At 43.5% G+C, this 22,909-nt stretch carries 13 protein-coding genes; 4 read left to right on the plus strand and 9 right to left on the minus strand.

The features are described 5' to 3' along the window. Positions 1-9: 9 nt before the first annotated feature. The 6 genes from NOS7524_RS14590 to NOS7524_RS14615 form a co-directional block, all read right to left on the minus strand. Complete coding sequence (locus NOS7524_RS14590; protein WP_015139243.1) at positions 10-2,445, minus strand: tetratricopeptide repeat protein; 2,436 nt, start codon at positions 2,443-2,445, stop codon at positions 10-12. Positions 2,446-2,517: 72 nt separating this feature from the next. After that, on the minus strand, positions 2,518-2,976 hold the full coding sequence (locus tag NOS7524_RS14595; RefSeq protein WP_015139244.1) for a hypothetical protein: 459 nt from the start codon (positions 2,974-2,976) through the stop codon (positions 2,518-2,520). A 460-nt stretch (positions 2,977-3,436) separates the two neighbouring features. Beyond that, positions 3,437-4,285, minus strand: a complete 849-nt coding sequence (locus tag NOS7524_RS14600) for a nitrate ABC transporter ATP-binding protein (protein WP_041555333.1) — start codon at positions 4,283-4,285, stop codon at positions 3,437-3,439. 415 nt (positions 4,286-4,700) lie between these two features. Further along, positions 4,701-6,704, minus strand: coding sequence for an ABC transporter ATP-binding/substrate-binding protein (locus NOS7524_RS14605; RefSeq protein ID WP_015139246.1), 2,004 nt, complete (start codon positions 6,702-6,704; stop codon positions 4,701-4,703). 126 nt (positions 6,705-6,830) lie between these two features. Then, complete coding sequence (ntrB, locus tag NOS7524_RS14610; RefSeq protein ID WP_015139247.1) at positions 6,831-7,670, minus strand: nitrate ABC transporter permease; 840 nt, start codon at positions 7,668-7,670, stop codon at positions 6,831-6,833. 122 nt (positions 7,671-7,792) lie between these two features. Beyond that, complete coding sequence (locus NOS7524_RS14615; protein ID WP_015139248.1) at positions 7,793-9,178, minus strand: CmpA/NrtA family ABC transporter substrate-binding protein; 1,386 nt, start codon at positions 9,176-9,178, stop codon at positions 7,793-7,795. A gap of 640 nt (positions 9,179-9,818) precedes the next feature. On the opposite strand from NOS7524_RS14615, the gene NOS7524_RS14620 reads away from it, so the two are divergent. The 3 genes from NOS7524_RS14620 (at position 9,819) to NOS7524_RS14630 (ending at position 18,925) form a co-directional block, all read left to right on the plus strand. Then, complete coding sequence (locus tag NOS7524_RS14620; protein WP_015139249.1) at positions 9,819-11,276, plus strand: protein adenylyltransferase SelO; 1,458 nt, start codon at positions 9,819-9,821, stop codon at positions 11,274-11,276. 1,524 nt (positions 11,277-12,800) lie between these two features. Further along, a complete protein-coding gene (locus NOS7524_RS14625) occupies positions 12,801-17,939 on the plus strand; it encodes a PAS domain S-box protein (RefSeq protein WP_015139250.1) in 5,139 nt (1,712 codons plus the stop codon). Positions 17,940-17,941: 2 nt separating this feature from the next. Further along, a complete protein-coding gene (locus tag NOS7524_RS14630) occupies positions 17,942-18,925 on the plus strand; it encodes a response regulator (protein WP_015139251.1) in 984 nt (327 codons plus the stop codon). 80 nt (positions 18,926-19,005) lie between these two features. Here the strand turns inward: NOS7524_RS14630 and NOS7524_RS14635 are convergent, their stop codons facing one another. Next, on the minus strand, positions 19,006-19,911 hold the full coding sequence (locus tag NOS7524_RS14635) for a S1 RNA-binding domain-containing protein (RefSeq protein WP_015139252.1): 906 nt from the start codon (positions 19,909-19,911) through the stop codon (positions 19,006-19,008). 76 nt (positions 19,912-19,987) lie between these two features. Next, positions 19,988-20,737: a dienelactone hydrolase family protein gene (locus NOS7524_RS14640; RefSeq protein ID WP_015139253.1), complete on the minus strand. Its 750-nt coding sequence runs from the start codon at positions 20,735-20,737 to the stop codon at positions 19,988-19,990. Positions 20,738-20,888: 151 nt separating this feature from the next. On the opposite strand from NOS7524_RS14640, the gene NOS7524_RS14645 reads away from it, so the two are divergent. Further along, positions 20,889-21,872 carry a GntR family transcriptional regulator gene (locus NOS7524_RS14645; RefSeq protein WP_015139254.1) on the plus strand — a complete coding sequence of 328 codons (984 nt, stop codon included), beginning with the start codon at positions 20,889-20,891 and terminating at the stop codon, positions 21,870-21,872. Positions 21,873-21,960: 88 nt separating this feature from the next. Here NOS7524_RS14645 and NOS7524_RS14650 read toward each other — a convergent pair whose 3' ends face one another. Further along, complete coding sequence (locus NOS7524_RS14650; RefSeq protein ID WP_015139255.1) at positions 21,961-22,905, minus strand: DUF4351 domain-containing protein; 945 nt, start codon at positions 22,903-22,905, stop codon at positions 21,961-21,963. Positions 22,906-22,909: the final 4 nt, after the last annotated feature.

The following is a 22,909-nucleotide window of genomic DNA, read 5'->3' on the forward strand; positions in this document are numbered from 1 at the left end:
GTGTTCTCATTAGAGAGAATCGCGTAAATTTGCTAAATTCTCACGCACTCTCACAGTATGAGGATGATTCCCTCCTAAACTTTGCTCGAAAATATTCAAAGCTTGGGAATACAGGGGTTCGGCTTGGTCGTACTTTCCTTGGGAATAGTAGAGTTTAGCCAAGTTGTTGAGGCTAGTGGCGATATCGGGATGATTATCTCCCAGCAGGCGTTGTCTAAGTTCTAAAGCTTGGAGATACAAGGGTTCGGCTTGGTCGTACTTTCCTTGGGAATAGTAGAGTTTAGCCAAGTTGTTGAGACTAGTGGCGACATGGGGATGATTATCTCCCAGCAGGCATTGACACAGTTCTAAAGCTTGGAGATACAGGAATTCGGCTTGGTCGTACTTGCCTTGGGATTCGTAGAGTCCAGCCAAGTTGTTGAGGCTGGCGGCGACATCGGGATGATTGTCTCCCAGCAGGCGTTGTCTGAGTTTTAAAGCTTGGAGATATAGGGGTTCGGCTTGGTTGTACTTGCCTTGGGATTCGTAGAGTCCAGCCAAGTTGTGCAAGCTGGTGGCGACAGAGGGATGATTGTCTCCCAGCAGGCGTTGTCTGAGTTTTAAAGCCTGGAGATACAGGGGTTCGGCTTGGTTGTACTTGCCTTGGGATTCGTAGAGTACGGCCAAGTTGTTGAGGCTGGTGGCGACATGGGGATGATTGTCTCCCAGCAGGCGTTGTCTGAGTTTTAAAGCCTGGAGATACAGGGGTTCGGCTTGGTCGTACTTTCCTTGGGATTTGTAGAGTAATGCGAAGTTGTTGAGGCTAGAGGCGATATCCGGATGATTGTCTCCCAGCAGGCGTTTAGAGAGTTCTAAAGCTTGAAGATACAGGGGTTCGGCTTGGTCATACTTTCCTTGGGATTCGTAGAGTACGGCCAAGTTGTTGAGGCTGGCGGCGACATGAGGATGATTATCTCCTAGCAGACGTTGACAGAGTTCTAAAGCTTGAAGATACAGGGGTTCGGCTTGGTCGTACTTGCCTTGGGATTCGTAGAGTCCAGCCAAGTTGTTGAGGCTGGTGGCGACATCGGGATGATTGTCTCCCAGCAGGCGTTGTCTGAGTTCTAAAGATTGGAGTAACAGGGGTTCGGCTTGGTCGTACTTGCCTTGGGATTCGTAGAGTAATGCCAAGTTGTTGAGGCTGGTGGCGACATGAGGATGATTGTCTCCCAAGCGGTTTTGTACTGTTGATAAACACTGTTGATTCCAAGGTTCGGCTTGGGTATATAACCCTTGTCCTTCATAGAAGTAACCCAAGCCGAAGAAAGGCGAAATTAAATCTTTATCACTGAGGTGTTGAATGAGATTGTTTGCTACTTCAGCTATGTGTGGTATGGCAAGGAAAACAGCGTTAATTTCTTCAAGGGTAGGAGTCTCAGAAATTTCTTTAGCAATTGCTACCATTACCTGACAAAACGATCGCTTAAATTCCTCTGCTTGCTCTAAACCTGTAAACTTAGATTGGAAAAATTCCCGCAGTAGGGGATGTAGTTGATAGATTCCTTCACCTTTGCGCTGGAGTAGATGCAGATTCAATAATTTATCATCCCGAATTTCTTCTAACTCATCTTCATCTTTCTCTGTTAAGCACTGTTCTACTAATTTCCAGGGTATGGGTGTGGTTGCAAATAAACTGAGTACACAGCCTAATAACTGATCATCCTCTGCTAATTCCTGCCAACTCAACTCAAAGGCGGCTTGCACTCCCCTTTGTGCTGTCATATCAGCTTCTGGTTTTACAAGTGCAGGTTGTTCTAATCGCTTTTTCTCTAAACGCTGCATCATTGCTGATAAGGATAAATCCGGTTTTCGCGCCAGATATCGCCCCACCAACTCTAAACCCAAAGGCAAATACCCCAGCCATTCACATAACTGTTTTGCTACATCTAATTCTCTCTCAATTCGCCCTGGTGTTTCTGCTAGCAAAGACCGTAACAACTCCAACGCTGCATCTGGTTGTAATACATCTAAAGGTAATTGCTTGATGGCTGCACCCAACTTTTTGCGCGTAGTCATCAACACTTTAAATCTGGAAGATGCGCCCTGTAGGTAAGGTTTGATTTGCTGGTAATCTGTAACATCATCCACCACCAGCAGCACATTACCCTCACGCCAATACCGCCAGCAGTATTGTACTTGTGCAGGTAAATCAAAATCTTCTGGTGGGTTTAAATCAAGCTGAGTTCTGGCAAACCGCACCACTTGAACGCCAAAATCCTCAACTTTCGCCTGTAACCAGCACAGTCCACCTTTGTAGTTTTCGTGCTGAGTCATGGCATATTGCAAGGCGAGTTCTGTTTTACCCAGTCCACCCATTCCCAAAATAGCTGCAATGGCTACTTGGTTATTTTCCTGCAAAAGTTTATGGAGTTCTTGCAGTTCTTCATCACGTCCGACAAATTTCACCACCCCACTCAGGGGTAAATTTTGCGGTATTTCAGGATTTGACTTTACCCGTTCCTGTTCGGGCGACTGTAGTCAGTTGTATGTGTTGTGCTGTTCCCCAATTGTGATTTGTTGGGCAACCATTGCCCCTTTTTCAGCTTGGATACTTTCTGCTAACTTGGCAAAGTTATTAACAATTGCTGGCTGCGCTTGAATTTCTGCGGCTAATTTTTGAATTTTCTCAGCACTCTGGGACTGATCTTGATTGATTGTGGCTTCTACTTCCCGCACTGATTGAGCAATTTCGGTATCTGTATCGGCTGCGGCTTTCAACTCCAACACAGCTTGACCATAATCTAACGGCTGCTGTGTGTTTTCCTGTGACGTATTCGCTAGTAAGGGGACTTTATTTTTCTTTTTTAGCTGTGCGATTAACTCATTACTTTTTTCTAATGCTGCTTCCCCCAGCTTTTCGCCTGTTTTTTCTAAAGCCTTAGTTAAAACTATAGTAGCGATCGCAGTTCCTACGGCTGTTAATGTTACTGCTTCCATAATTTAACAATAATATTGCGAGATTATACTGATTTTTCTCAGCATAACAGTTTCTCAACAGAGAAAAAAGCACAAATTATATAGCGTCTCTCTTTGTAGGAGCTACGGTGTACACACAAGTTTTCAATTTGCACTATGAAACCACATCTCGCCTAGAACAGCAATTCAGTATTCCTAGAAGAACCCCTCCCCCAGCCCCTCCCCTGCAAGGAGAGGGGAGTTTTGCTCCCCCTTCCCTAGTAGGGAAGGGGGTTGGGGGGTTAGGTTTTTCATTCCTGAATCGATGCTCTAGAACAGCATGACAAAATTTAATTATTCATTAAAAAGAAAAAGGCAAAAGATAAGCGGTAAAATTTTGTACTTTTACCTTTTATCTTTTACCTAAGATCCCAGTAGTCGTCATCTGGGGAAAACTGTGAAAACTTACCTATGAAGGGTGTAGGGGTCGAATATTCACCAACTAACCGACATCATCATGGGCGAACCGGTTAAAGAGGAAATCTAAAGCATAGTTCCGCAGCTGATAATATTGTGGATCTTCCATGATGCGGGCGCGATCGCGAGGACGAGAAAAAGGAATTTCCATCACTTCCCCAATCTTGGCGTGTGGGCCATTGGTCATCATCACTAATTTATCTGCTAAAAACAACGCCTCATCGATGTCGTGGGTAATCATCAACACAGTACAGCGATTTTCGTTCCAAATCTTCAGCAGTTCTTCCTGTAATTCCTCTTTGGTAATTGCGTCTAATGCACCAAAGGGTTCGTCTAAAATTAGTACCTTGGGACGAATTGCCAAAGCACGAGCAATAGAAACCCGTTGTCTCATACCGCCGGACATTTGGGTGGGTTTCTTGTCCATCGCATCGGCTAATCCTACCATTGCTAGGTGTTCCCGGACAATCGCCCGTTTTTCGGCTTCGATTTTGTTGGGGTAAACAGCGTTAACTGCTAAGTAGATGTTTTCAAAAGCTGTCCGCCAAGGTAGCAAAGCATAGTTTTGAAAGACTACCATTCTATCGGGGCCTGGTTTGGTGATGGGTTGACCTTCTAATAAAACTTGACCCGTGGTAGGAGTGTTAAAACCAGACACCATGTTTAACAGTGTGGATTTACCACAGCCAGAGTGACCAATGACACAAATGAATTCACCCTGTTCTACGTTGAGGTTTACGCCATCAAGGACTGTGAATGGGCCTTTCTTGGTGGGATAGACTTTGGTAACGTCTTTGATTTCTAAGAATGGTCTGGAGTTGGCGAAGGTGGATGTTGGTTGTCTGTCTCTGAGGGTTGTGCTGCGGTTTTGCATGGCGGTGATGGGGGTGAAGTTTTTAACGCAGAGGATGGGGAGGTAAGCGCATTGGCCGTTAGGCGTTCCCGCAGGGTAGGTACGCGGAGTATGAGGATGATTAGGGGAGTTGGGCGCGAGTTGTTGCTTACTCTTGAATGAGGTTCCGATACTCGTCAACGGAGCAAAAATACTCGTCAACGGAGTAAAAATACTCGTCAACGGAGTTCCGATACTCGTCAATGGAGTAAAAAGACTCATCAACGGAGTTCCAAGATAGATGAACGGAGTAAAAAGACTCGTTCATCTAGTTCCGATACTCGTCAACGGAGTAAAAAGACTCGTTCATCCAGTTCCGATACTCGTCAACGGAGTAAAAAGACTCATCAACGAGGTGAAAAAACTCGCGCATGGTTTTCATCTCCCCTAGATTGGCTTAGGCTACTCTTCTAGTTGGGGAGTCAAGAATGACTTCGGCAACTGAAAAATCACGTTTAATGTCTAAGTTGTTGAGATAGGCAATGGGATCATCAGCATTAAAGGGAGTACCATCAAATAATTGAATGGGTTGGCGGGTATAGCTGACATCTAAACCTAATTCTCTGGCGGCGGTGCTGAATATCCTGACGCTGCACACCCTTTCGACAATTTCTACCCAGTTTCTAGGGAAGGGAGTGTCACCCCAACGGGCTAATTGAGTCATAATCCACATTTGTTCGGTGCGGCTGGGGCGATTAATTGCTGACTCAGAGTAAAACTGATGGTGGGCATACTGGCGCAGGGGATGGTCTAAGCTACAAGCCTCAGAGTTGGGGTCTTCCAATTGGATATACTCAACGTCAGTGCTGACGTAATCTCTACCCGCTAAAATTAGCCTGATTTCTTCAGCATTTTCGGGTTTAGCGCAATACTGACAAGCTTCTAGTAAGGCTTTGGTGAGGGCAATATAGGTATTAGGATATTTCTCTGCCCAATCTTCCCGCACACCCAGCACTTTACCGGGGTGTCCTAACCACACTTCTAAGTCTGTGGCGATGGTAAAGCCTATACCTTCCTCAGCCGCGCGGTAGTTCCAAGGTTCACCGACACAGAAACCGTCAATGGTGGCGGCTTGTAAGTCAGCAACCATCTGGGCGGGAGGGATAGTTTTCATATCTACATCTAAGTCGGGGTCAATTCCCCCAGCTGCTAGCCAGTAACGCAGCAATAAGTTGTGCATGGATGCGGGATGCACTACGCCCATTATGTGGCGCTGTTCACGGGTACGCAACAGGTAATTTTTGAAGTCTGATAAGGTACGCACACCTTGGTCATAGAAGCGTTTCGCTAAGGTGATGGCGTTACCGTTGCGAGTCATGGTGAGGGAGGTGACAACGGGGAGGGGTTGATTGTTGTGTCCTCCCAATGTTAACCACATGGGCATCCCGGAAGGCATTTGTGCCGCATCGATATAACTGCCAACCATGCCATCCACGATACCGCGCCAGCTAGTTTCCCGCACTAGGTTAACTTCATCTAAACCGTGTTTAGTGAAGAAACCTTTTTCTTTAGCCACGGCGAGAGGGGCGCAGGCGGTGAGGGGTAAGAAGCCAATATCTAGGTTAACTTTTTCTAACCCATGACGAGCCACAGCCGCAGTTTTTCTGGCGCGGATTTTCTTGACTCGTTTTTGTTGGTTGAGGAAGTAAATCATCTCACTCCGCAAGCTGTAGTAGCTGGGATGTTCTACTACTTCCATGCGTTTGCGGGGGCGGGGGATATCGACTTCGAGGATGTCACCAATTTTCGATTCTGGCCCATTGGTGAGCATGACAATTCTGTCAGATAACAGCACTGCTTCGTCTACGTCGTGAGTTACCATGACGGCGGTAACTTGATTTTCTTCGCAGATTTGCATTAACTGTTCTTGTAAGTTACCCCGTGTGAGGGCATCTAGTGCGCCGAAGGGTTCATCTAATAGTAATAGTTTAGGACGAATTGCTAAGGCGCGAGCGATCGCTACCCGTTGTTTTTGTCCACCAGATAACATCCCTGGTGGTTTATCTGCATGGGGACGCAACCCCACCATATCAATATGTTTGTCAACGATTGCCTTACGTTCTGTGGCAGACATCCCCCGCATGACTGAATCAACAGCCAGGGCAATATTTTCTCTCACTGTCCGCCAAGGCAATAAGGAATAATTTTGGAATACCACCATCCGGTCTGGCCCTGGCTTGGTAATTTTTTGTCCTTCCAGAGTCACAACACCTTCACTGGGTAAATCCAAACCAGCAATCATATTTAAGAGAGTGGATTTACCGCAACCAGAGTGACCAATCAAAGAAACAAATTCACCTTTTTTAATTTGCAGGTCAATTCCTTTGAGGGCAATATATTGGCCACCGCCAGTGAGATTAAATACTTTGTCAATTTGGTCAACAGCAACAAATACAGCCATAGTTTTCAGGTATTGGTGATTGGTGATTGGGGAATAGGTGATAGGTGACAGGTAACAGTGGAAAGAAGAGATAAGGGGGTACAGATGATGAGAATATTGATCAACCTGTACCCTGTAACCTCTAACCTATTTCTGTTCTGCTGGTAAAATCAGGTTCTGTAACCAAGCCATGAATTTATCGAGAAGTAGACCGACAACGCCGATATAAACTAGGGCTAAAATTACTTCGCTGACGTTGTTGTTTTGATAGGCATCCCAGATAAAGAAACCAATCCCGACGATACCGGACATAACGATTTCTGCTGCAATAATCGCTAACCAAGCCAAACCGATGGCAATTCTTAAGCCTGTGAAAATGTAGGGTAAGGCGGCGGGAATCAGAATGTTAATAAAGTATTCTTTGCGGTTAAGTTGCAATACTTTGGCTACGTTATTGTAGTCTTGAGGAATTTGGGTAACACCAACCGCAGTATTAATTAAGATAGGCCAAATCGCAGTGATGAAGATGACGAACAAAGCGGCTGGTTCGTTTTGACGTAAAGCCGCCAAGGAAATCGGCACCCATGCTAAAGGCGGTACAGTCCGCAGTAGTTGGAAGATGGGGTCTAAAGCTTTGGACATGGTTTGGTTAATCCCAATCAAAATGCCCAAACCAATACCGACAATTGCCGCGAGGATATAGCTAATTGCTACCCGTTGCAGACTGGCTAAGATTTGCCAAAATAGTCCTTTATCTATACCACCTTTGTCGTAAAAGGGGTACAAAATTAACGTCCAAGTGTCTGTAATGACTTGGATTGGCCCTGGTAGTGTTGCGCCGGGAGTCCAAGCGAATAACTGCCAGATTACCAGAAAAATAGCGATCGCGATCGCGGGCGGTACAATATTCGGAAATTGCTTTTGCAGTTGAGATAATAAGCTGTTATCAAACTTTGGGTTAACAGCTCTTCTTTGTGCTATGGTCATGATTTTTGTGTTCCTCAGATGACGAATAAAAAGGGTGTAGGGGTGTAAGGGTATAAGGAAGGGTATAAGGAAGAAAAACTCTTGCGTCTTCCCTGTCACCTGTCACCTGTTCCCTACTATTGCTAAACACTCACTTTCTTGATAGACAAACTCTTGAGATATGCTTCTGGGTTTTCGGGGTCAAACTTAGCACCATCAAAAAATTCTTCTACACCACGAGTTGTGCTGGTGGGAATATCAGCAGCCGCAATTCCTGCTTCTTTCGCTGCTTCTTTCCAAATATCTTCGCGGTTAACTTTCTTGATTAATTCTTTGGCTTTAGCTGCACCGTTGGTAATGTAATCTTTGGGCAAGAAACCCCAGCGTACACTTTCGGTGATGAACCATAAATCATGGCTTTGATATGGATAAGAAACGCTACCTTTTTCATCTTTCCAGTAATAAGCCGCCATTGATTTGTCTTCAACTTTGCGACCATCACCCATGTCATAATTTCCTTGGAATGGAGCTAAAAGAATATCTGCTGAAGGTAAATTAAAGTAACTTCTAGCAGCCAGGATTTCTGCGGCTTCTTTGCGGTTATCAAAGTTATCCAACCACTGTTGAGCTGCCATGATGCCTTTTAATAGTGCTTTGGTAGCTTTGGGATGTTGGTCAACCCAATCAGCTCGCATTGCTAGGTATTCTTCGGGGTGATTCTTCCAAATTTCCGCCGTTAATGCCGCCATAAAGCCGATTTTGTCTGTGACGATGCGGTATGGCCAGGGGTCGCCTGTGCTGAAGGCATCCATTGTGCCTGTTTTCATGTTGGCGACGGTTTGCGCTGCGGGGACTGTAAGCAGTTTCACATCTGCATCTGGGTCAATACCACCAGCTGCTAACCAGTAGCGAATCCAGAAATCTTGGTTAACGGCTGGAAAGGTTTGGGCGGCTGTGAAGGGGGTGGCTGAGGCTTTGAGTTTGGAGAATACAGACTTGGCTCTTGCTAAGTCTAAACCGATACCGCTACCTTTGTGTTTGTTGGCGATCGCAATCCCATTTCCATGTGTAATTAATTGACACAATACATACATGGGGATTTTTTGATTACCCTTAGTAATTAAACCTTCAGTAATCAAATGCGGCATCGGCATTTGCCATTGACCACCATCAATCCCACCGCCAGCCGAACCAATTTCTACGTTATCTCTAGCTGCACCCCAAGAAGCTTGTTTAGCAAGCTCTACATTAGTCATGCCATACTTCGCAAAAAAGCCTTTTTCTTTGGCAATAATTAAAGGCGCAGATTCTACAATCGGGATATAACCTAACTTGACGGTAGTAACTTCTGGGGCTTGTTCTGGATTAATATTCGCGGCTGGTTGAGCAGTTGGAACTGATTGATTGCCACCACCAGTATTAGCTTCAGGAGGATTTCCCAAACAACCTTTCAAAAACACAGCACCAGCCGATGCACCTGCTGTCACGATAAATTTACGGCGGGAAATTTGATTGAAAAAATCTGACATATTAACTCCTTAAGATGGGATTTTAATTGTTTATGCACAAAAACTTCTGCAAGTAAACTTGGATGTCTCTTGCGGTATTCATGAAGCTTTTTGTTATATTTAGTTAGTCGATGGCAACTACTTTTTTACAGCAACGCTAGTTATGACTAACTCTTGATAAATTGATGCTTTTTTTGGGCGGTGGCTATCGGATTTCTTTGGCTGTTGAAATCAGTTTACAGGTATTTATGCCCAAGTGGTTTACTCTGGACAGGCAATTATTAAATAAATATTAGATTGGATATATAAGTAAAAATTTATCTTTGGCAATTACAGCGTCCGCGACCTTTCAATGTATTGGTATTTGTGAATGATGATGATTGAAGTAATCCAAAAAATTAGCAATTTTAATTAGCTATATATATTGATGATATTAGTTGCTGAAAATATCCCTAATATAAACAATGATAACTATCAACTAAAATCTATATAGCGGTTGCCAATGACATGAGGACACTCTAGCCTCTAACCTCTAACCCCTAGCCTTTATTTTCTAGGCAGTTATATTTATACTCACCCTCAAAAATGTCATTGTGTAGCTCACTCTCAAGCTGCTGTCAGATGTACTATTAAAAGAAGGCTCAATTACCCTTTGCTCATAATGACTTTGGCTGAAACTCCCAACACCGAAGATTCCCTCAACCCCTTTCTCACCCTTAACTACGAAGCAGCCTTGGCATCCTTGGGTGATGATTATTATGACGAAGTAAAAGCAGCAGAATTTCCGCAACACATTCTGCGCTGGCGCAATGACTCTTTACTACCAAAATTGGGGTTAAATCCCCAAGTAGTGAAAGACGAAGATTTTATCAATACCTTCGGCAAGTTTCAGGGAAGTCAACCGTGTCTAGCACTGCGTTATCACGGCTATCAATTTGGTGAGTATAATCCACAATTAGGTGATGGTAGAGGGTTTTTGTACGGACAAATTCGTGGAACCGACGGCGAACTGTACGACTTCGGCACTAAAGGTTCTGGTAGAACACCCTATTCTCGTGGTGGTGATGGGATGCTCACACTCAAAGGTGGGGTGCGGGAAGTTTTAGCAGCAGAAGCATTGCATCAGTTGGGGGTACGTACATCCCGGTGTTTGAGCATGATGGAAACTGGCTTATCCCTGTGGCGGGGGGATGAACCTTCTCCTACCCGTTCATCTGTGATGGTGCGGATGAGCAGTTCACATATTCGTTTTGGGACTTTTGAGCGGTTGTACTTTCTGCAACGCCCAGATTTAATTCAAAAGTTATTAGATCATGTAATTGAGCATTATTACCCCCATTTAGCGCATGAACCAGATAAATATGCGTTGTTCTATGCAGAATTAGTGCAACGGGTAGCCAAACTGGTAGCACAGTGGATGGCCGCAGGTTTTTGTCATGCTGTCCTCAATACTGACAATATGTCAATTACAGGAGAAAGCTTTGACTACGGCCCTTACGCATTTATTCCTACTTATGATCCATATTTTACGGCTGCATACTTTGACTATTACAAACGCTACTGTTATGCTCATCAACCAGGTATTTGTCAACTGAATCTGGAAATGCTCCAGCAACCATTAAAGGCAATTATCCCTCAAACTGCTCTAGAAGCAGGACTGGCACAATTTAGCGATTATTATTCTGCTGAATACCAGACTTTAATGCTGAAGAAGTTGGGGTTTGAGCAGTTATCGTTTCCCGAAGCTGATGAACTTTTAAGCTTAACAATTAAAGTTTTACAGGATAGCCAAGTCGGTTATCATCAGTTTTTCTATGAAATGGCTCGCACCTTTTCAGTTAAGTGGAGAGACGAACCAGGATGTATCCTCAATAGTTCAGACTGTGTGCCTGCATCTGGGGCATCGGCCATCTTCGATAACTGGTGCATACTATATCATAAAATCTTAAATAATTTCGATCCAGATGACATGGGGCGTATTGCCCAAACTCTGGCTCACTACAATCCTCAGACTGTGTTATTAAGACCTGTAATTGAATCAATTTGGGAGCCAATTGCTCAGGAAGATAATTGGCAACCTTTTTATGAGTTAATCAAGAAACTCCAATCTAGGGATTAGTCATCAAATGTTGACTATGAACCTTGCCATCATTAGTCAGTTCCAGTAATATTATCTAAGCATCTAGATGGTTGATTAAAAAAATACTATTTTAGATGTTGATGTTACACATAACCCGATGTATTGAATCTGTCTTTGATAATCGTGGTTAAATATTGCTGCAATCGTTATCCCGTTTTTGACAGCAAAAACCTGTTTTATTAAGCTCCTTCTCTACCTTCGCGGAGCGTGTCGTAGACAGAGGCTGCGCCAACGGAGCGGGAACAGGGAACAGAAGAGAAAAAGAGCAGCAGTATAGCTGCGCTTAACGCGTAGCGTCTCCTTTAGGAGAAGTCAGGTTTTAAACCGAGTGGAATTGTGGGCGTACCACTCCGGGGAAGCAAGGTACGCGTAAGCTTCCCGCAAGAAACGAAGAGAAAGTCATAGAAAGAATCGTGGTATCGCAAGGTAGGTTGAAACCTTAACGCCAGTTCTTACCCTGCGGGTAGGCTTACGCCATCGTAAGAGAAGCAAGCTACAAGTCGGGAAACCCCCCCACGAGACTGGCTCCCCTTGTGGGTGGCTTGTTTCCCTGTTGCCTGTTGCCCATTCTCTAGATTGATATGGTGCTTCCCAATTACATCAGGTGTACCTTAGCCTCTGAGCTTAACGGGATGTAAAGCTGTAAATAATATCTCGTTAACTAATCAACACAAACAATAAATTGTGTGGTCTTGATGTCTAGTTGAATATGACAACTTTATTTTAGTTGTCATATGGAACTAACTTTTAGTGCGTAGTAAGAGTGATGAGAGTGTATTTACTACGGCAGTATGAAAATAACTATGATTAAAATTACTTTGATTAGCCATTTGAATTACCTATACTTGTAGTTCAGTTGTGAAAACACATACATACAGCAGATTGTAGGTAAATGAGCTACAAGTTTTAAGGACAAAGCCACATACCAAAAGAGTTGCAATCATGTCTCCTGTTCTCTGCTGTATATTTGCAGTCCGATAGCAGAAATGCACACAAAAGATTATTGATATTTATTTTTTTATTTCTGCCATTATTTTCGATATTTTTACTATCCAGATAATAATTTTGGTGTACACGATTACAATTGCAATTAACTAAATTTCAACTCAACATTTTATTCTCTAGCCAATTAATAACCATACGAATCTACTGTCATATGAGATGCTTCAACTGGCTGTTAATTATCAAGTTAATAAGCGTATGGCTAATACATTTAGCATACTCAAAACTTAGAAATTTTATAGTTTTTTAAGATAGTCAATTTAAAGTTAAATAAAGTTTTATTGTGATTTATTCAAAGACAAAAAACTATTTTCCTAAAAAAAAGACTTTCAAAAATTAAAAAATAAATATAAAATTAATGGACTTAGTAGAACAAGTTATATATGGGTTGTTTAAAAAAGACAACTTGCGTAATTGTCCCCTTGCTATCTTTCTTTTTAATTACTTAAAAAGAAAAAAAAATGATGTTAAAAAACGCTCAAGGTGTTGGAGGGTGAATCAGTGTACAAGCGGCACAAATATCACCTATGTAAACCAGTGAATTTCCTGAGAATACAGAGGTTGCTGCCGCTTCTGGTGGGTGTGATCGTCTTCCTGATAGTAGTTATACTTTGGCAGAGGCTATTAGTTGCAGAGCAGCTTAACATTCAAAAACTGATTCAACAACAAGCGATCGCCACCAAAACAGAATTCATTACCCAAATCAAGACTCGCATTCTGGCATTAGAGCGGATGGGTGAACATTGGCAGTGGCATGGTGAGATTCCCCAATCAGAGTGGGAATTAGAAGCCGCAGCCTATATTCAAGATTATGGAGGCTATCAGGCTATTGAAAGGGTTGATTCATCATGGCGGGTGCGTTGGATTGTGCCATTAGCCAGTAACGAAGCAGCCCGAAATTTTGATCTCAGCCAAGAATGGCGACGATCCAAGGCGTTAGAAACTGCACGCAAAAGTCATCAAACTACTCTGACGAATACCATCAACCTTGTCCAAGGTGGGCGGGGATTTTTAGCTTGTGTACCTTTATTTAAGAAGTATGAATTCAATGGATATATCCTAGGAGTTTTTCAAATTCAGCACCTATTAGAAAATGTTTTACACATACCACCGGGTTATAAAATCAGGGTATTTGATGGTCAAGAGTTAATTTATAGCTCAGATGTACAACCGCAAGTGAATTCATTCTGGAAGCAGAATGTAGATATTAACTTGTATACAGTCAACTGGCATTTAGAAATTTATCCTACGCCTGAGCTACTCAGAGATTTGCACTCACCTCTGCCTACATTTGTTTTGGTGGCAGGTATATTAGCAACTGTAGCACTGACATTATTAACTTATTTTGTCCAAGCCACCAAAATTAGCAATTATCAAATAGCAGCCATCAATCAAGAACTAGCACAAAGAATTGCCGAACAAAGACAAATAGAAATTGCCTTACGTGCCAGTGAAACGCGGTGGCGACAATTAATAGAAACAGTCAAAGTTATCCCTTGGGAATTAGACTGGCAAACTTTGCGTTTTACCTATGTTGGGCCACAAGCCGAAACTGTATTAGAATACCCCATTGAAAAATGGTACGAAGAAAATTTTTGGATTAATCATTTACATCCCCAAGATCAAGACAAGACTTTAAGTTTTTGCCAAGATGCAGTCAGCAGAGGCGAAAACCACGAAATGGAATACCGGATGTTAGCAGCTGATGGTAGGGTTGTGTGGCTGCGAGACATTGTGAGTGTAGTGCAAACAGACAAAACCCCGGTAATGCTCAGGGGTTTCATGTTTGATATTACCGACTTGAAACTCGTGGAAGAAACCTTAAGACTGCGAGAGAGAGCCTTGGCTGCTACCAATAATGGTATTGTCATTGCCGATGCCAGACTAGCCAATAATCCTGTAATTTATGTAAATTCTGCCTTTGAGCAAATCACAGGCTACAGTGCAACAGATGTGATTGGACAGAATTGTCGCTTTTTGCAAAGTACAGATACCGATCAACCAGCACTGCAAAAACTGCGACTAGCCCTAAAATCTGGGAAGGATTGCCAATTAATTCTGCGAAACTACCGCAAAGATGGCAGTTTATTTTGGAACGAATTAAGTATTTCTCCAATTTACGACGAAACAGGTACATTAACCCACTTTCTGGGGATTCAAAGTGATGTGAGCGATCGCCAAACCGCAGAAATGGCACTGCGTCGGCAAGCCCTTACCTTTGCCAATATCTATGATGCCGTGATTATCACAGATTTAAAGGGTCAAATTCTGGACTGGAATCCGGCTGCTGTCAGGATTTTTGGCTACACTAAAGCCGAAATTTGTGGTCAATCTGTGAGTATACTGCATCAACCTGAAGAAGATGCCATCTTGAACGCCTCCATCATAGAAGACATCATCCAGCAGGGACGTTGGTCTGGCGAGATTAACTTTATTCGCAAAGATGGTAGCACCGGAGTTTGTGAGACTACCATAGTAGCCCTACAAGATGAACAAGGGCAAAATGTCGCAACTATTAGTGTCAATCGAGATATTACCGAACGCAAACAAGCAGAAAAATTACTGCGTCAGAGTGAAGAACGCTTCCAAGCATTCATGAACCATACACCCACACCTGCTTGGATTACAGATACTGATGGCACCATTGTCTTCTTGAGTGAAACTTATCGCAGTGCTTTTAAATTACCCTTATCAAAACTGATTGGTAAAAAGATTGTTGACTTTTATGAACCAAAATTTGCTCAACACTTTCTAGATACTATCCAAACGGTAGCCCGTACCCAGCAAGTGATTGAAACCGTGGAGTCTGCTCCATGCGGCAACGGTACTGCTAGAGAGTTTTTAGTCTATCAATTTCCCATTGCCAATCAGCCTGGGCAGTGTCTAGTAGGAGGAATTGCTATTGATATTACCGCTCGCCAACGAGCTGAAGAAGCACTGCAACGACAATTAAATCGGACATTATTACTGGAAAAAATCACCCAGAAAATTCGCCAAAGTCTTGATACTAAAGAGATATTTGAGACTGCTGCCACTCAAATTGGGCAAGCTTTTGCAGTTGATCGGTGTCTAATTCATGCTTTCATCAGCGATCCAGTTCCCAGTATTCCCCTAGTAGCAGAATATAACATTGCACCGAATCCTTGCTCCCAGCAGACATCAGAAGTGCCGATGGTGGGGAACCCTCACGTCATCGAGATGATGACTCACGATCGCGCGATCGCTTCCCCCAATGTCTACCAAGATCCCTTACTCCAGTCTGCCTGCCAGATTTGTAGTCAAATGGGGCTGAAATCCATGCTTGCAGTCCGCACCTCCTATCAAGGAGAACCCAATGGCGCGATTGGTTTACACCAATGTAGCTATTTCCGGGAGTGGACAACCGAAGAAATAGAACTTTTAGAAGCAGTAGCCGCACAACTTGGCATAGCCCTAGCCCATGCCCATTTACTAGAGCAAGAAACCCGGCAACGAGAAGAACTCACAGTTAAAAACTTTGCCTTAGAACAGGCCAAACGGGCAGCAGAAGCCGCCAACCGTGCCAAAAGTGAATTTTTAGCCATGATGAGCCATGAAATTCGTACCCCCATGAATGCCGTCATTGGGATGACGGAACTACTACTGAATACTGAATTGACAACGCAGCAGCGCGACTTTGTAGAAACCGTCCTCACTAGCAGCGAAGCCTTGCTGACGATTATTAATGACATTCTCGATTTTTCCAAAATTGAGTCGGGTAAGTTAGAACTAGAAGCCCAACCTTTTGATTTGAGAACTTGTGTAGAGCAGGTAATTGACCTCCTAGCACCCAAAGCTGCCCACAAAGATATTGAGCTGGCTTATCTGATTCATCCCCAAGTCCCCACCCAGATTGTTGGAGATTTGACTCGTCTGCGCCAAATTTTAATGAATCTACTCAACAATGCCATTAAGTTTACCGAAAAAGGTGAGGTCATACTGTCGGTACGAGCCGAGCCAGTAACAACTCACAAAGCCAAAAACTCTTGTCAAATTCTGTTCACCATCAAAGACACAGGCATTGGCATCCCCCCAGATAAAATGGGGCGATTATTTCAACCTTTTGTACAAGCCGATGCTTCCATGACTCGCAAGTATGGCGGGACAGGATTAGGGTTAGTAATTAGCAAACGCTTAGGCGAGATGATGAGCGGTTATCTGTGGGTGGAAAGTCAAGGGTGTGTTGGTGGTAATCCCCCTCCCCAATGGCAAGCTAAAAAGCCAGTGTTATCCAATCTCCCTTACCCTGGTTCCACCTTTTACTTTGCCATGACTGCCCAGGTGGTGGATCATGCAGACTCCAATGAATTGACACTCACTTACCCGATTCAGCTTAGGAATAAGCGGTTATTAATCGTAGATGATAATCCCACCAACCGCAAAATTCTGCACTTACAAACCGAGCCTTGGCAAATGCAAACTTACACTGCTCAATCCGGTGCCGAAGCCTTAGCTTTAATTGATCAGGGGATGCAGTTTGATATTGCCATTTTGGATATGCAAATGCCAGAAATGGATGGACTCACCTTGGCACAAGAGATCCGCCAGCGTTCTGGTTATCAATATTTACCCTTGGTCATTCTCACATCTTGGGGTCAACCAGACAATGACAACGCATTGAGGAATCTGGGCTTTACTGCCTATCTGCATAAACCCATTAAACAATCTCAGCTTTATGATGTCCTGGCTTGTACTTTAGAAAATCAGCCAATTCGGGCAAAGCTTCCTTATCCCTATCCGCCCCAAATCAATCAGCATTTGGCAGAGCAACTGCCATTACGAATTTTGTTAGCAGAGGACATCGTTGTTAATCAAAAAGTGGCCTTACTCATGCTGAAAAAAATGGGTTATCGGGCAGATGTAGTAGCTAATGGTTTAGAAGTGTTAGCAGTTTTGCAACATCAGCCTTTCGATGTGGTTTTGATGGATGTGAATATGCCCGAAATGGATGGACTAGAAACCAGTCGCAGAATCCGTCAAACCTGGAATGATCGTCCTTACATCATTGCCATGACTGCCAATGCCATGCAGGGCGATCGCGAAGCTTGTTTAGCAGCTGGTATGGATGACTACATCAGTAAACCCCTACAACTTGAGGAATTAGCCAAAGCTCTAGGCAAATGTCAGCCCCGTCACAGAGAACAAGCACATCATGGTGAATCTCCCTTGCAGTCTAATACTGATGAATTTATCACTCAACAGCAATTACTGCCCCGAACTCCACAAACAAGTGAAAAAAACCAGACATTTCCCGATACCAATCATCTAAATTCTGCTACAATAGATACAAAGGTATTGAAAGAATTACGTAAGATGCTGCGAGGGGAATCAGGGGCATTTGCTGAATTAATTAGTTGCTACCTGACGGAAGCTCCGAAGTTAATCCAAGATATTCAAGTCGCGATCAATACTGATGATGCCGCAACTCTCTGGAATACAGCTCATAAGTTCAAATCCAGTAGTGGCTCAGTTGGTGCAGTATTGTTGGCACAACTTTGCAAGCAGCTAGAAAGCAAAGGACGCAGTAACAACTTGGCAGGCATTGCGGAAATCGGCTCCCAACTATGTCAAGAGTATGAGTTAGTCAAAGCGGTTTTGCAAAGAGAAATTAACAAGGAGTGATCATGAAAAATCATTTTCTAGAAGACCAATCCTTAATTCTCATTGTTGATGATGAACCGTTTATTCGCGCACAGCTGCGCCTATCTCTACAATGTGAGGGCTATAGAACAGTCGAAGCACAAGACGGCAGAGAAGCTTTGACTGTGTTTAAGCAATTAAAACCAGATATCGTCCTGCTCGACGCGATTATGCCAGATATGGATGGCTTTGAGTGCTGTACTCGTTTGCAAGAACTAGATAATAGCAAATATACACCAGTGTTAATGATTACAGGATTGGAGGATCAAGAATCTGTTGACCGTGCATTTGAAGTTGGTGCCATTGATTATGTCACCAAACCCATTCACTGGGCTGTTTTGCGTCAACGGGTGAGACGCTTGATTCAACAATCTCACCTGCAACAAAAACTAGAAGCAGCTAACCGAGAATTGCAGCGATTAGTAACAATTGATGAGTTAACGCAAGTAGCTAACCGCCGCAGGTTTGAAGAGTATTGTTCCCAAGAATGGCAGTGTATGGCCAGAGAGCAACTACCCTTGTCTCTCATCCTCTGTGATGTGGATTTCTTCAAAGCTTACAATGATACCTATGGCCATCGTGCAGGCGATCGCTGTTTGCAATTAGTTGCTAAAGCCATTCAAGACAGTGCCAAGCGTCCTGCTGATTTAGTGGCACGTTACGGTGGCGAAGAGTTCGCCGTGATTCTGCCCAGAACCGATGCTGAAGGCGCTGTTCATATCGCTACAACAATTTGTGAATCGGTGAGGGGACTGTTAATTCCTCATTATGGTTCTCAGATTAGTGATTATGTCACCTTGAGTGCTGGTGTAGCTACCGCCGTTCCACAGCCCAACTCTGATTTTCAAGAAATTATTGATGAGGCCGATCGGGCATTATATCAAGCCAAAATTGCCGGGCGCGATCGCTATCAACAATATAGTAAACTATCAACCTCTACAGCTTTTTTCTGGAAGTCGGAAGTTTAAATTGAATGCTGTTAGCTTGCTTCGGGGCTTGAGCCGATGCTGAGTAAAAACCTAATCCCCAGTCCCCAGTCCCTCCTGCCTTATCCCTCCGTCATCTTATTAGCAACTCGATGAGCGCGTGCTTCAGCTGAAGACATGACTTCCTCTAAATTTTCGAGGATTTCGCCGGGGAAGTTTTCTAAAACTCGCGTCGAAATCGCTACCCTACCTTTACCTTCATCCAAGTCAATAATCACAGCTTTAATTTGTTGCCCGACTTGAAAGACTTTTTCGATAGAGTCAATGAATTTTTGACTAATTTGCTTGATGTGTAGCAAAGCACTGATGCCATCGATATCAACAAACACACCAAAAGGTTTGATCCCAGTCACTTTACCTTCTACTAACTGACCAATTTCTAACAGGTTTAAGTTACTAGAACGAGTTGCTAAACGCTGGGACAGGATCAATTTTTTATTGTTACGGTCTACTTCCAAAAGTGCAACTGTGAGATTTTTACCTTTGAGTGCTTCTAAGTTATCACGCTCTGCCAAGTGCGATCGCGGGATAAATCCCCGCAATGATTGCAAATCGACAGTCACACCACCTTTATTGACACCTGTCACCCTCACTTCCACCGTCTGGCTATTTTCTTGCATCTGTGCCAGTTTGTCCCAAATATGCTGAATTTCTAATTGCCGACGCGAAAGAGTGACTTGACCCTCTGCATCCTGCTCGCGGATAATCAAAAACTCTAACTCCTCGTGTAAAGGCAACACCTCCGATAAATCGGTAACAGTTCTCAAAGAAGCCTCATCACGAGGAATATAAGCCGACGACTTGCCACCAATGTCAACATAAGCTCCATCCGGATCAAGTTGAAACACTTTGCCGTAAACAACTTGTCCCTTTTGAAATTGGTAGTCGTGTTTTTCTAATGCTTTGGCAAAATCGTCCATTGTAAAAGACGAGTTGGCTTTTTGAGAAAGTTTCGATTCGGAATTCATGACAATTAACAGGAAATTATTGTTATTTTATGGGATACCACTGGAGTTTGATTAAAGTCTGTAACCTTGGCATTTCCTATGCAGTTAGCACAGTGCCGAACAGTTGCTTAACTTGCTCCCAAGCATCAGCCGCAGCTGCGGGATGATAACTGGCACGACGGTCACAGAAAAATCCGTGGTCAGCTCCATCGTAGCGGAACATACGATGGTAAATGTTGTATTTTTCTAACTCTGTTGTAATCTGATTGACATGATCTGAGGGAATGCTTGCATCTGCCGTGCCAAAAAACACATAAATTGTGCCTTTAATATCTGGGGTACGGGTGATACTGGGATTGCCATTACCGGGTGTGCGTGTGGGAATTCCAGCGCCGTAGAAGGAAGCTGTAGCTGTAATATCTGGGAGAGTGGCAGCAAGATATGCTACATGACCACCAAAACAAAAGCCGATGCAGCCAAAACCATCTGGTTTGACTTGGGGGAGGGTTTTGAGATAGTCGATGGCTGCTTGAATATCACCGAGTAACTGGGATACTTGAGTTTGTTCCCAGGCGTATTTTCTGCCGATTTCAATATCTTCAGGGGTATAGCCTGTTTCAAAACCAGGGGCGACACGTTGAAACAATGCTGGGGCGATCGCTACATATCCCAACTTGGCAATCCGTTCTGTCACGTCCCGAATATGCTCATTCACACCAAAAATTTCTTGTAAAACCACCACCCCTGGGTAAGAACCCGGTGCTTGTGGCTGTGCTAAATAAGCAGTTATTTGCAAGCTATCATGGGGAATCTTCACGGTTTTAGTGTCTAATACTAGCTCAGTCATAATAATTTTTACCCGTGCTATGTGCTGAAGCTCTGTGATTATTTGATATAACTATGCCAGTATGTCTAGGTTATTTCCAATCAAATTATCGACTATCAATATCCAGTTTCTTCATTTTGAATTTTGAATTGCCTACTTGGGAGGTTGGGTGATGATTCAATTCCGTATTCAGCCAGACAGTGAAATTCCCGCATCAACCCAGCTATTTAACCAAATTCGCTTTGCGATCGCTTCCCGGCAATATCCACCCGGATACAAATTACCCAGCACCAGGGCATTGGCGATGCAAACGGGATTACACCGCAATACCATCAGTAAAGTTTATCGTCAGCTAGAAGAAGACGGTTTTGTAGAGAGTCTAGCTGGTTCCGGAATTTATGTCCGCGCCCAAGGACATGAAGGTGGTAGCAGGCTGCAATCACCGATATTGCAACAGTATCCCGAAGCAGCGAAAGTTTTGCAGCAAGCCCTGGATGAACTACTCAGCCAAGGATGCACACTCCATCAAGCACGGGAAATATTTCTAGCAGAAATTGACTGGCGTTTACGTTGTAGTGCGCGGGTATTAGTGGCGGTTCCCTCTCAAGATATGGGTGTAGGTGAGTTAATGGTTTATGAACTGGAAGAAGCCCTACAAATACCAGTGCAGCTAGTAACAATCCAAGAACTAGCGGCGGTACTCGATAAAACTACCTCAGCGACAGTAGTTACCAGTCGCTATTTTATCAATGACGTAGAAGCGATCGCCGCTCCCAAGGCTGTGCGAGTAATTCCTGTAGATATCTACGACTACACCAGAGAAATCAACCTCCTGAAAACCCTGCCAAAAGATAACTGCGTAGGTATAGTTAGCCTCAGTTCTGGAATTAACCACCAAGCAGAAGTCATTCTCCACGGCTTACGCGGTGACGACTTACTGGTAATGACTACTCAACCAAAAGATACATATAAATTGCAGGCCATTGTCAAGCGAGCAGAGGTGATTATTAGTGATCAAGCTAGTTTTGCCATAGTGCAAGCTACTCTACAAGCTGCTGCCGATGATATCATTCGTCCACCCAAACTGATTAAAGTGGAGAATTACATCGGTACAAATTCCATTAACTTGCTGAAGCGAGAATTAGGATTGGGTTAACACAATCATGAGAGCGATCGCTGAGAATGAGGTGTAGGCGATCGCTCATGAATTTAATCCCTGTAATCAAGATTAATTTGGCATCAATTTACTGATTTGTTGTGTCTTGTTCTTGGCTTAACCAAACTTCTAAATCCGCTACTGTGGAGAAATCTAACAATGCTTCTCCTAATGCTTCTAACTGCTCAGTAGACAATCTTTGAACCTGTTCGACCATAGATAAATCGATATTTCCCAAGCGTCGATTTAACTGGCGCAGAATTAGCTGTTGTTCTCCTTGTTGTAAACCTTGTTGTAAACCTTGTTGTAAGCCTTGTTGTACACCTTCTTGTCTAGCTCGTTCTCTGTCTTCCTGATACAATGGTGCTAATCTCATCACTAACTCCCTATCTTCTGTTTCGATATTTTGATTGATTCTCAAGTTTTGTTGTAGGTTATAGAGTAATTCTAGCGTCACTCTCACAAAGGGATGATTGGCTGGCAGTGCTGCTAATTCATCAATTGCTTGTTGCTGTACTCTCCCACGTCCTAGTATTCTTAGCCATAGTGTTTCGGGAATAGATGGTAACTGATGAATTACAACTATGGCTGTGCGGAAATACTTGGGTAAAAAGTACACTCCATCTCCCCAATCTGATTTTAGTTGCCCACCATACCCTGAAATGGTATTTTCGGAGGCGGTAGGTGTGAGTATCCACAGTTGGGGAATTTCTGCTTCTAGTATTTTAATTTGATTGCGCTTTGCTTCTCGCTGCATTGCACTCTTGATTTCTAATAACTTAGAGATACAATCGCCAATTTCGTCTACTGATGCGGGGTTGCGGAATGGTTCAAATATGGCTGGTGTTGTGGCCATTGAGCCTAATATTCCCAAGGTGTTTAAGTTGGCTGTTTGTGTGGGAATTGGTGTGAATAATACGTCTATTTCTTTGACTTCTGCTGCTACTCTACTTGGTGCTTGGACTGTTCCGAATGGTTTTAGTAGTTCTTCTAGGTAGTCTTTGGAGAATTGGTCATGGATGAATCTGGTCATTCCT

Source organism: Nostoc sp. PCC 7524, from assembly GCF_000316645.1.
In the GTDB taxonomy this organism is placed as follows: Bacteria; Cyanobacteriota; Cyanobacteriia; order Cyanobacteriales; family Nostocaceae; genus Trichormus.

Excerpts from the sequence above, each read along its gene's own strand:
- NOS7524_RS14640 (WP_015139253.1), bottom strand. The coding sequence starts at position 20,737 with ATGACTGAGCTAGTATTAGACACTAAAACCGTGAAGATTCCCCATGAT.
- NOS7524_RS14630 (WP_015139251.1), top strand. The coding sequence starts at position 17,942 with ATGAAAAATCATTTTCTAGAAGACCAATCCTTAATTCTCATTGTTGAT.
- NOS7524_RS14650 (WP_015139255.1), bottom strand. The coding sequence starts at position 22,905 with ATGACCAGATTCATCCATGACCAATTCTCCAAAGACTACCTAGAAGAA.
- NOS7524_RS14645 (WP_015139254.1), top strand. The coding sequence starts at position 20,889 with ATGATTCAATTCCGTATTCAGCCAGACAGTGAAATTCCCGCATCAACC.
- NOS7524_RS14595 (WP_015139244.1), bottom strand. The coding sequence starts at position 2,976 with ATGGAAGCAGTAACATTAACAGCCGTAGGAACTGCGATCGCTACTATA.
- NOS7524_RS14600 (WP_041555333.1), bottom strand. The coding sequence starts at position 4,285 with ATGCAAAACCGCAGCACAACCCTCAGAGACAGACAACCAACATCCACC.
- ntrB (WP_015139247.1), bottom strand. The coding sequence starts at position 7,670 with ATGACCATAGCACAAAGAAGAGCTGTTAACCCAAAGTTTGATAACAGC.
- NOS7524_RS14620 (WP_015139249.1), top strand. The coding sequence starts at position 9,819 with ATGACTTTGGCTGAAACTCCCAACACCGAAGATTCCCTCAACCCCTTT.
- NOS7524_RS14605 (WP_015139246.1), bottom strand. The coding sequence starts at position 6,704 with ATGGCTGTATTTGTTGCTGTTGACCAAATTGACAAAGTATTTAATCTC.
- NOS7524_RS14615 (WP_015139248.1), bottom strand. The coding sequence starts at position 9,178 with ATGTCAGATTTTTTCAATCAAATTTCCCGCCGTAAATTTATCGTGACA.
- NOS7524_RS14635 (WP_015139252.1), bottom strand. The coding sequence starts at position 19,911 with ATGAATTCCGAATCGAAACTTTCTCAAAAAGCCAACTCGTCTTTTACA.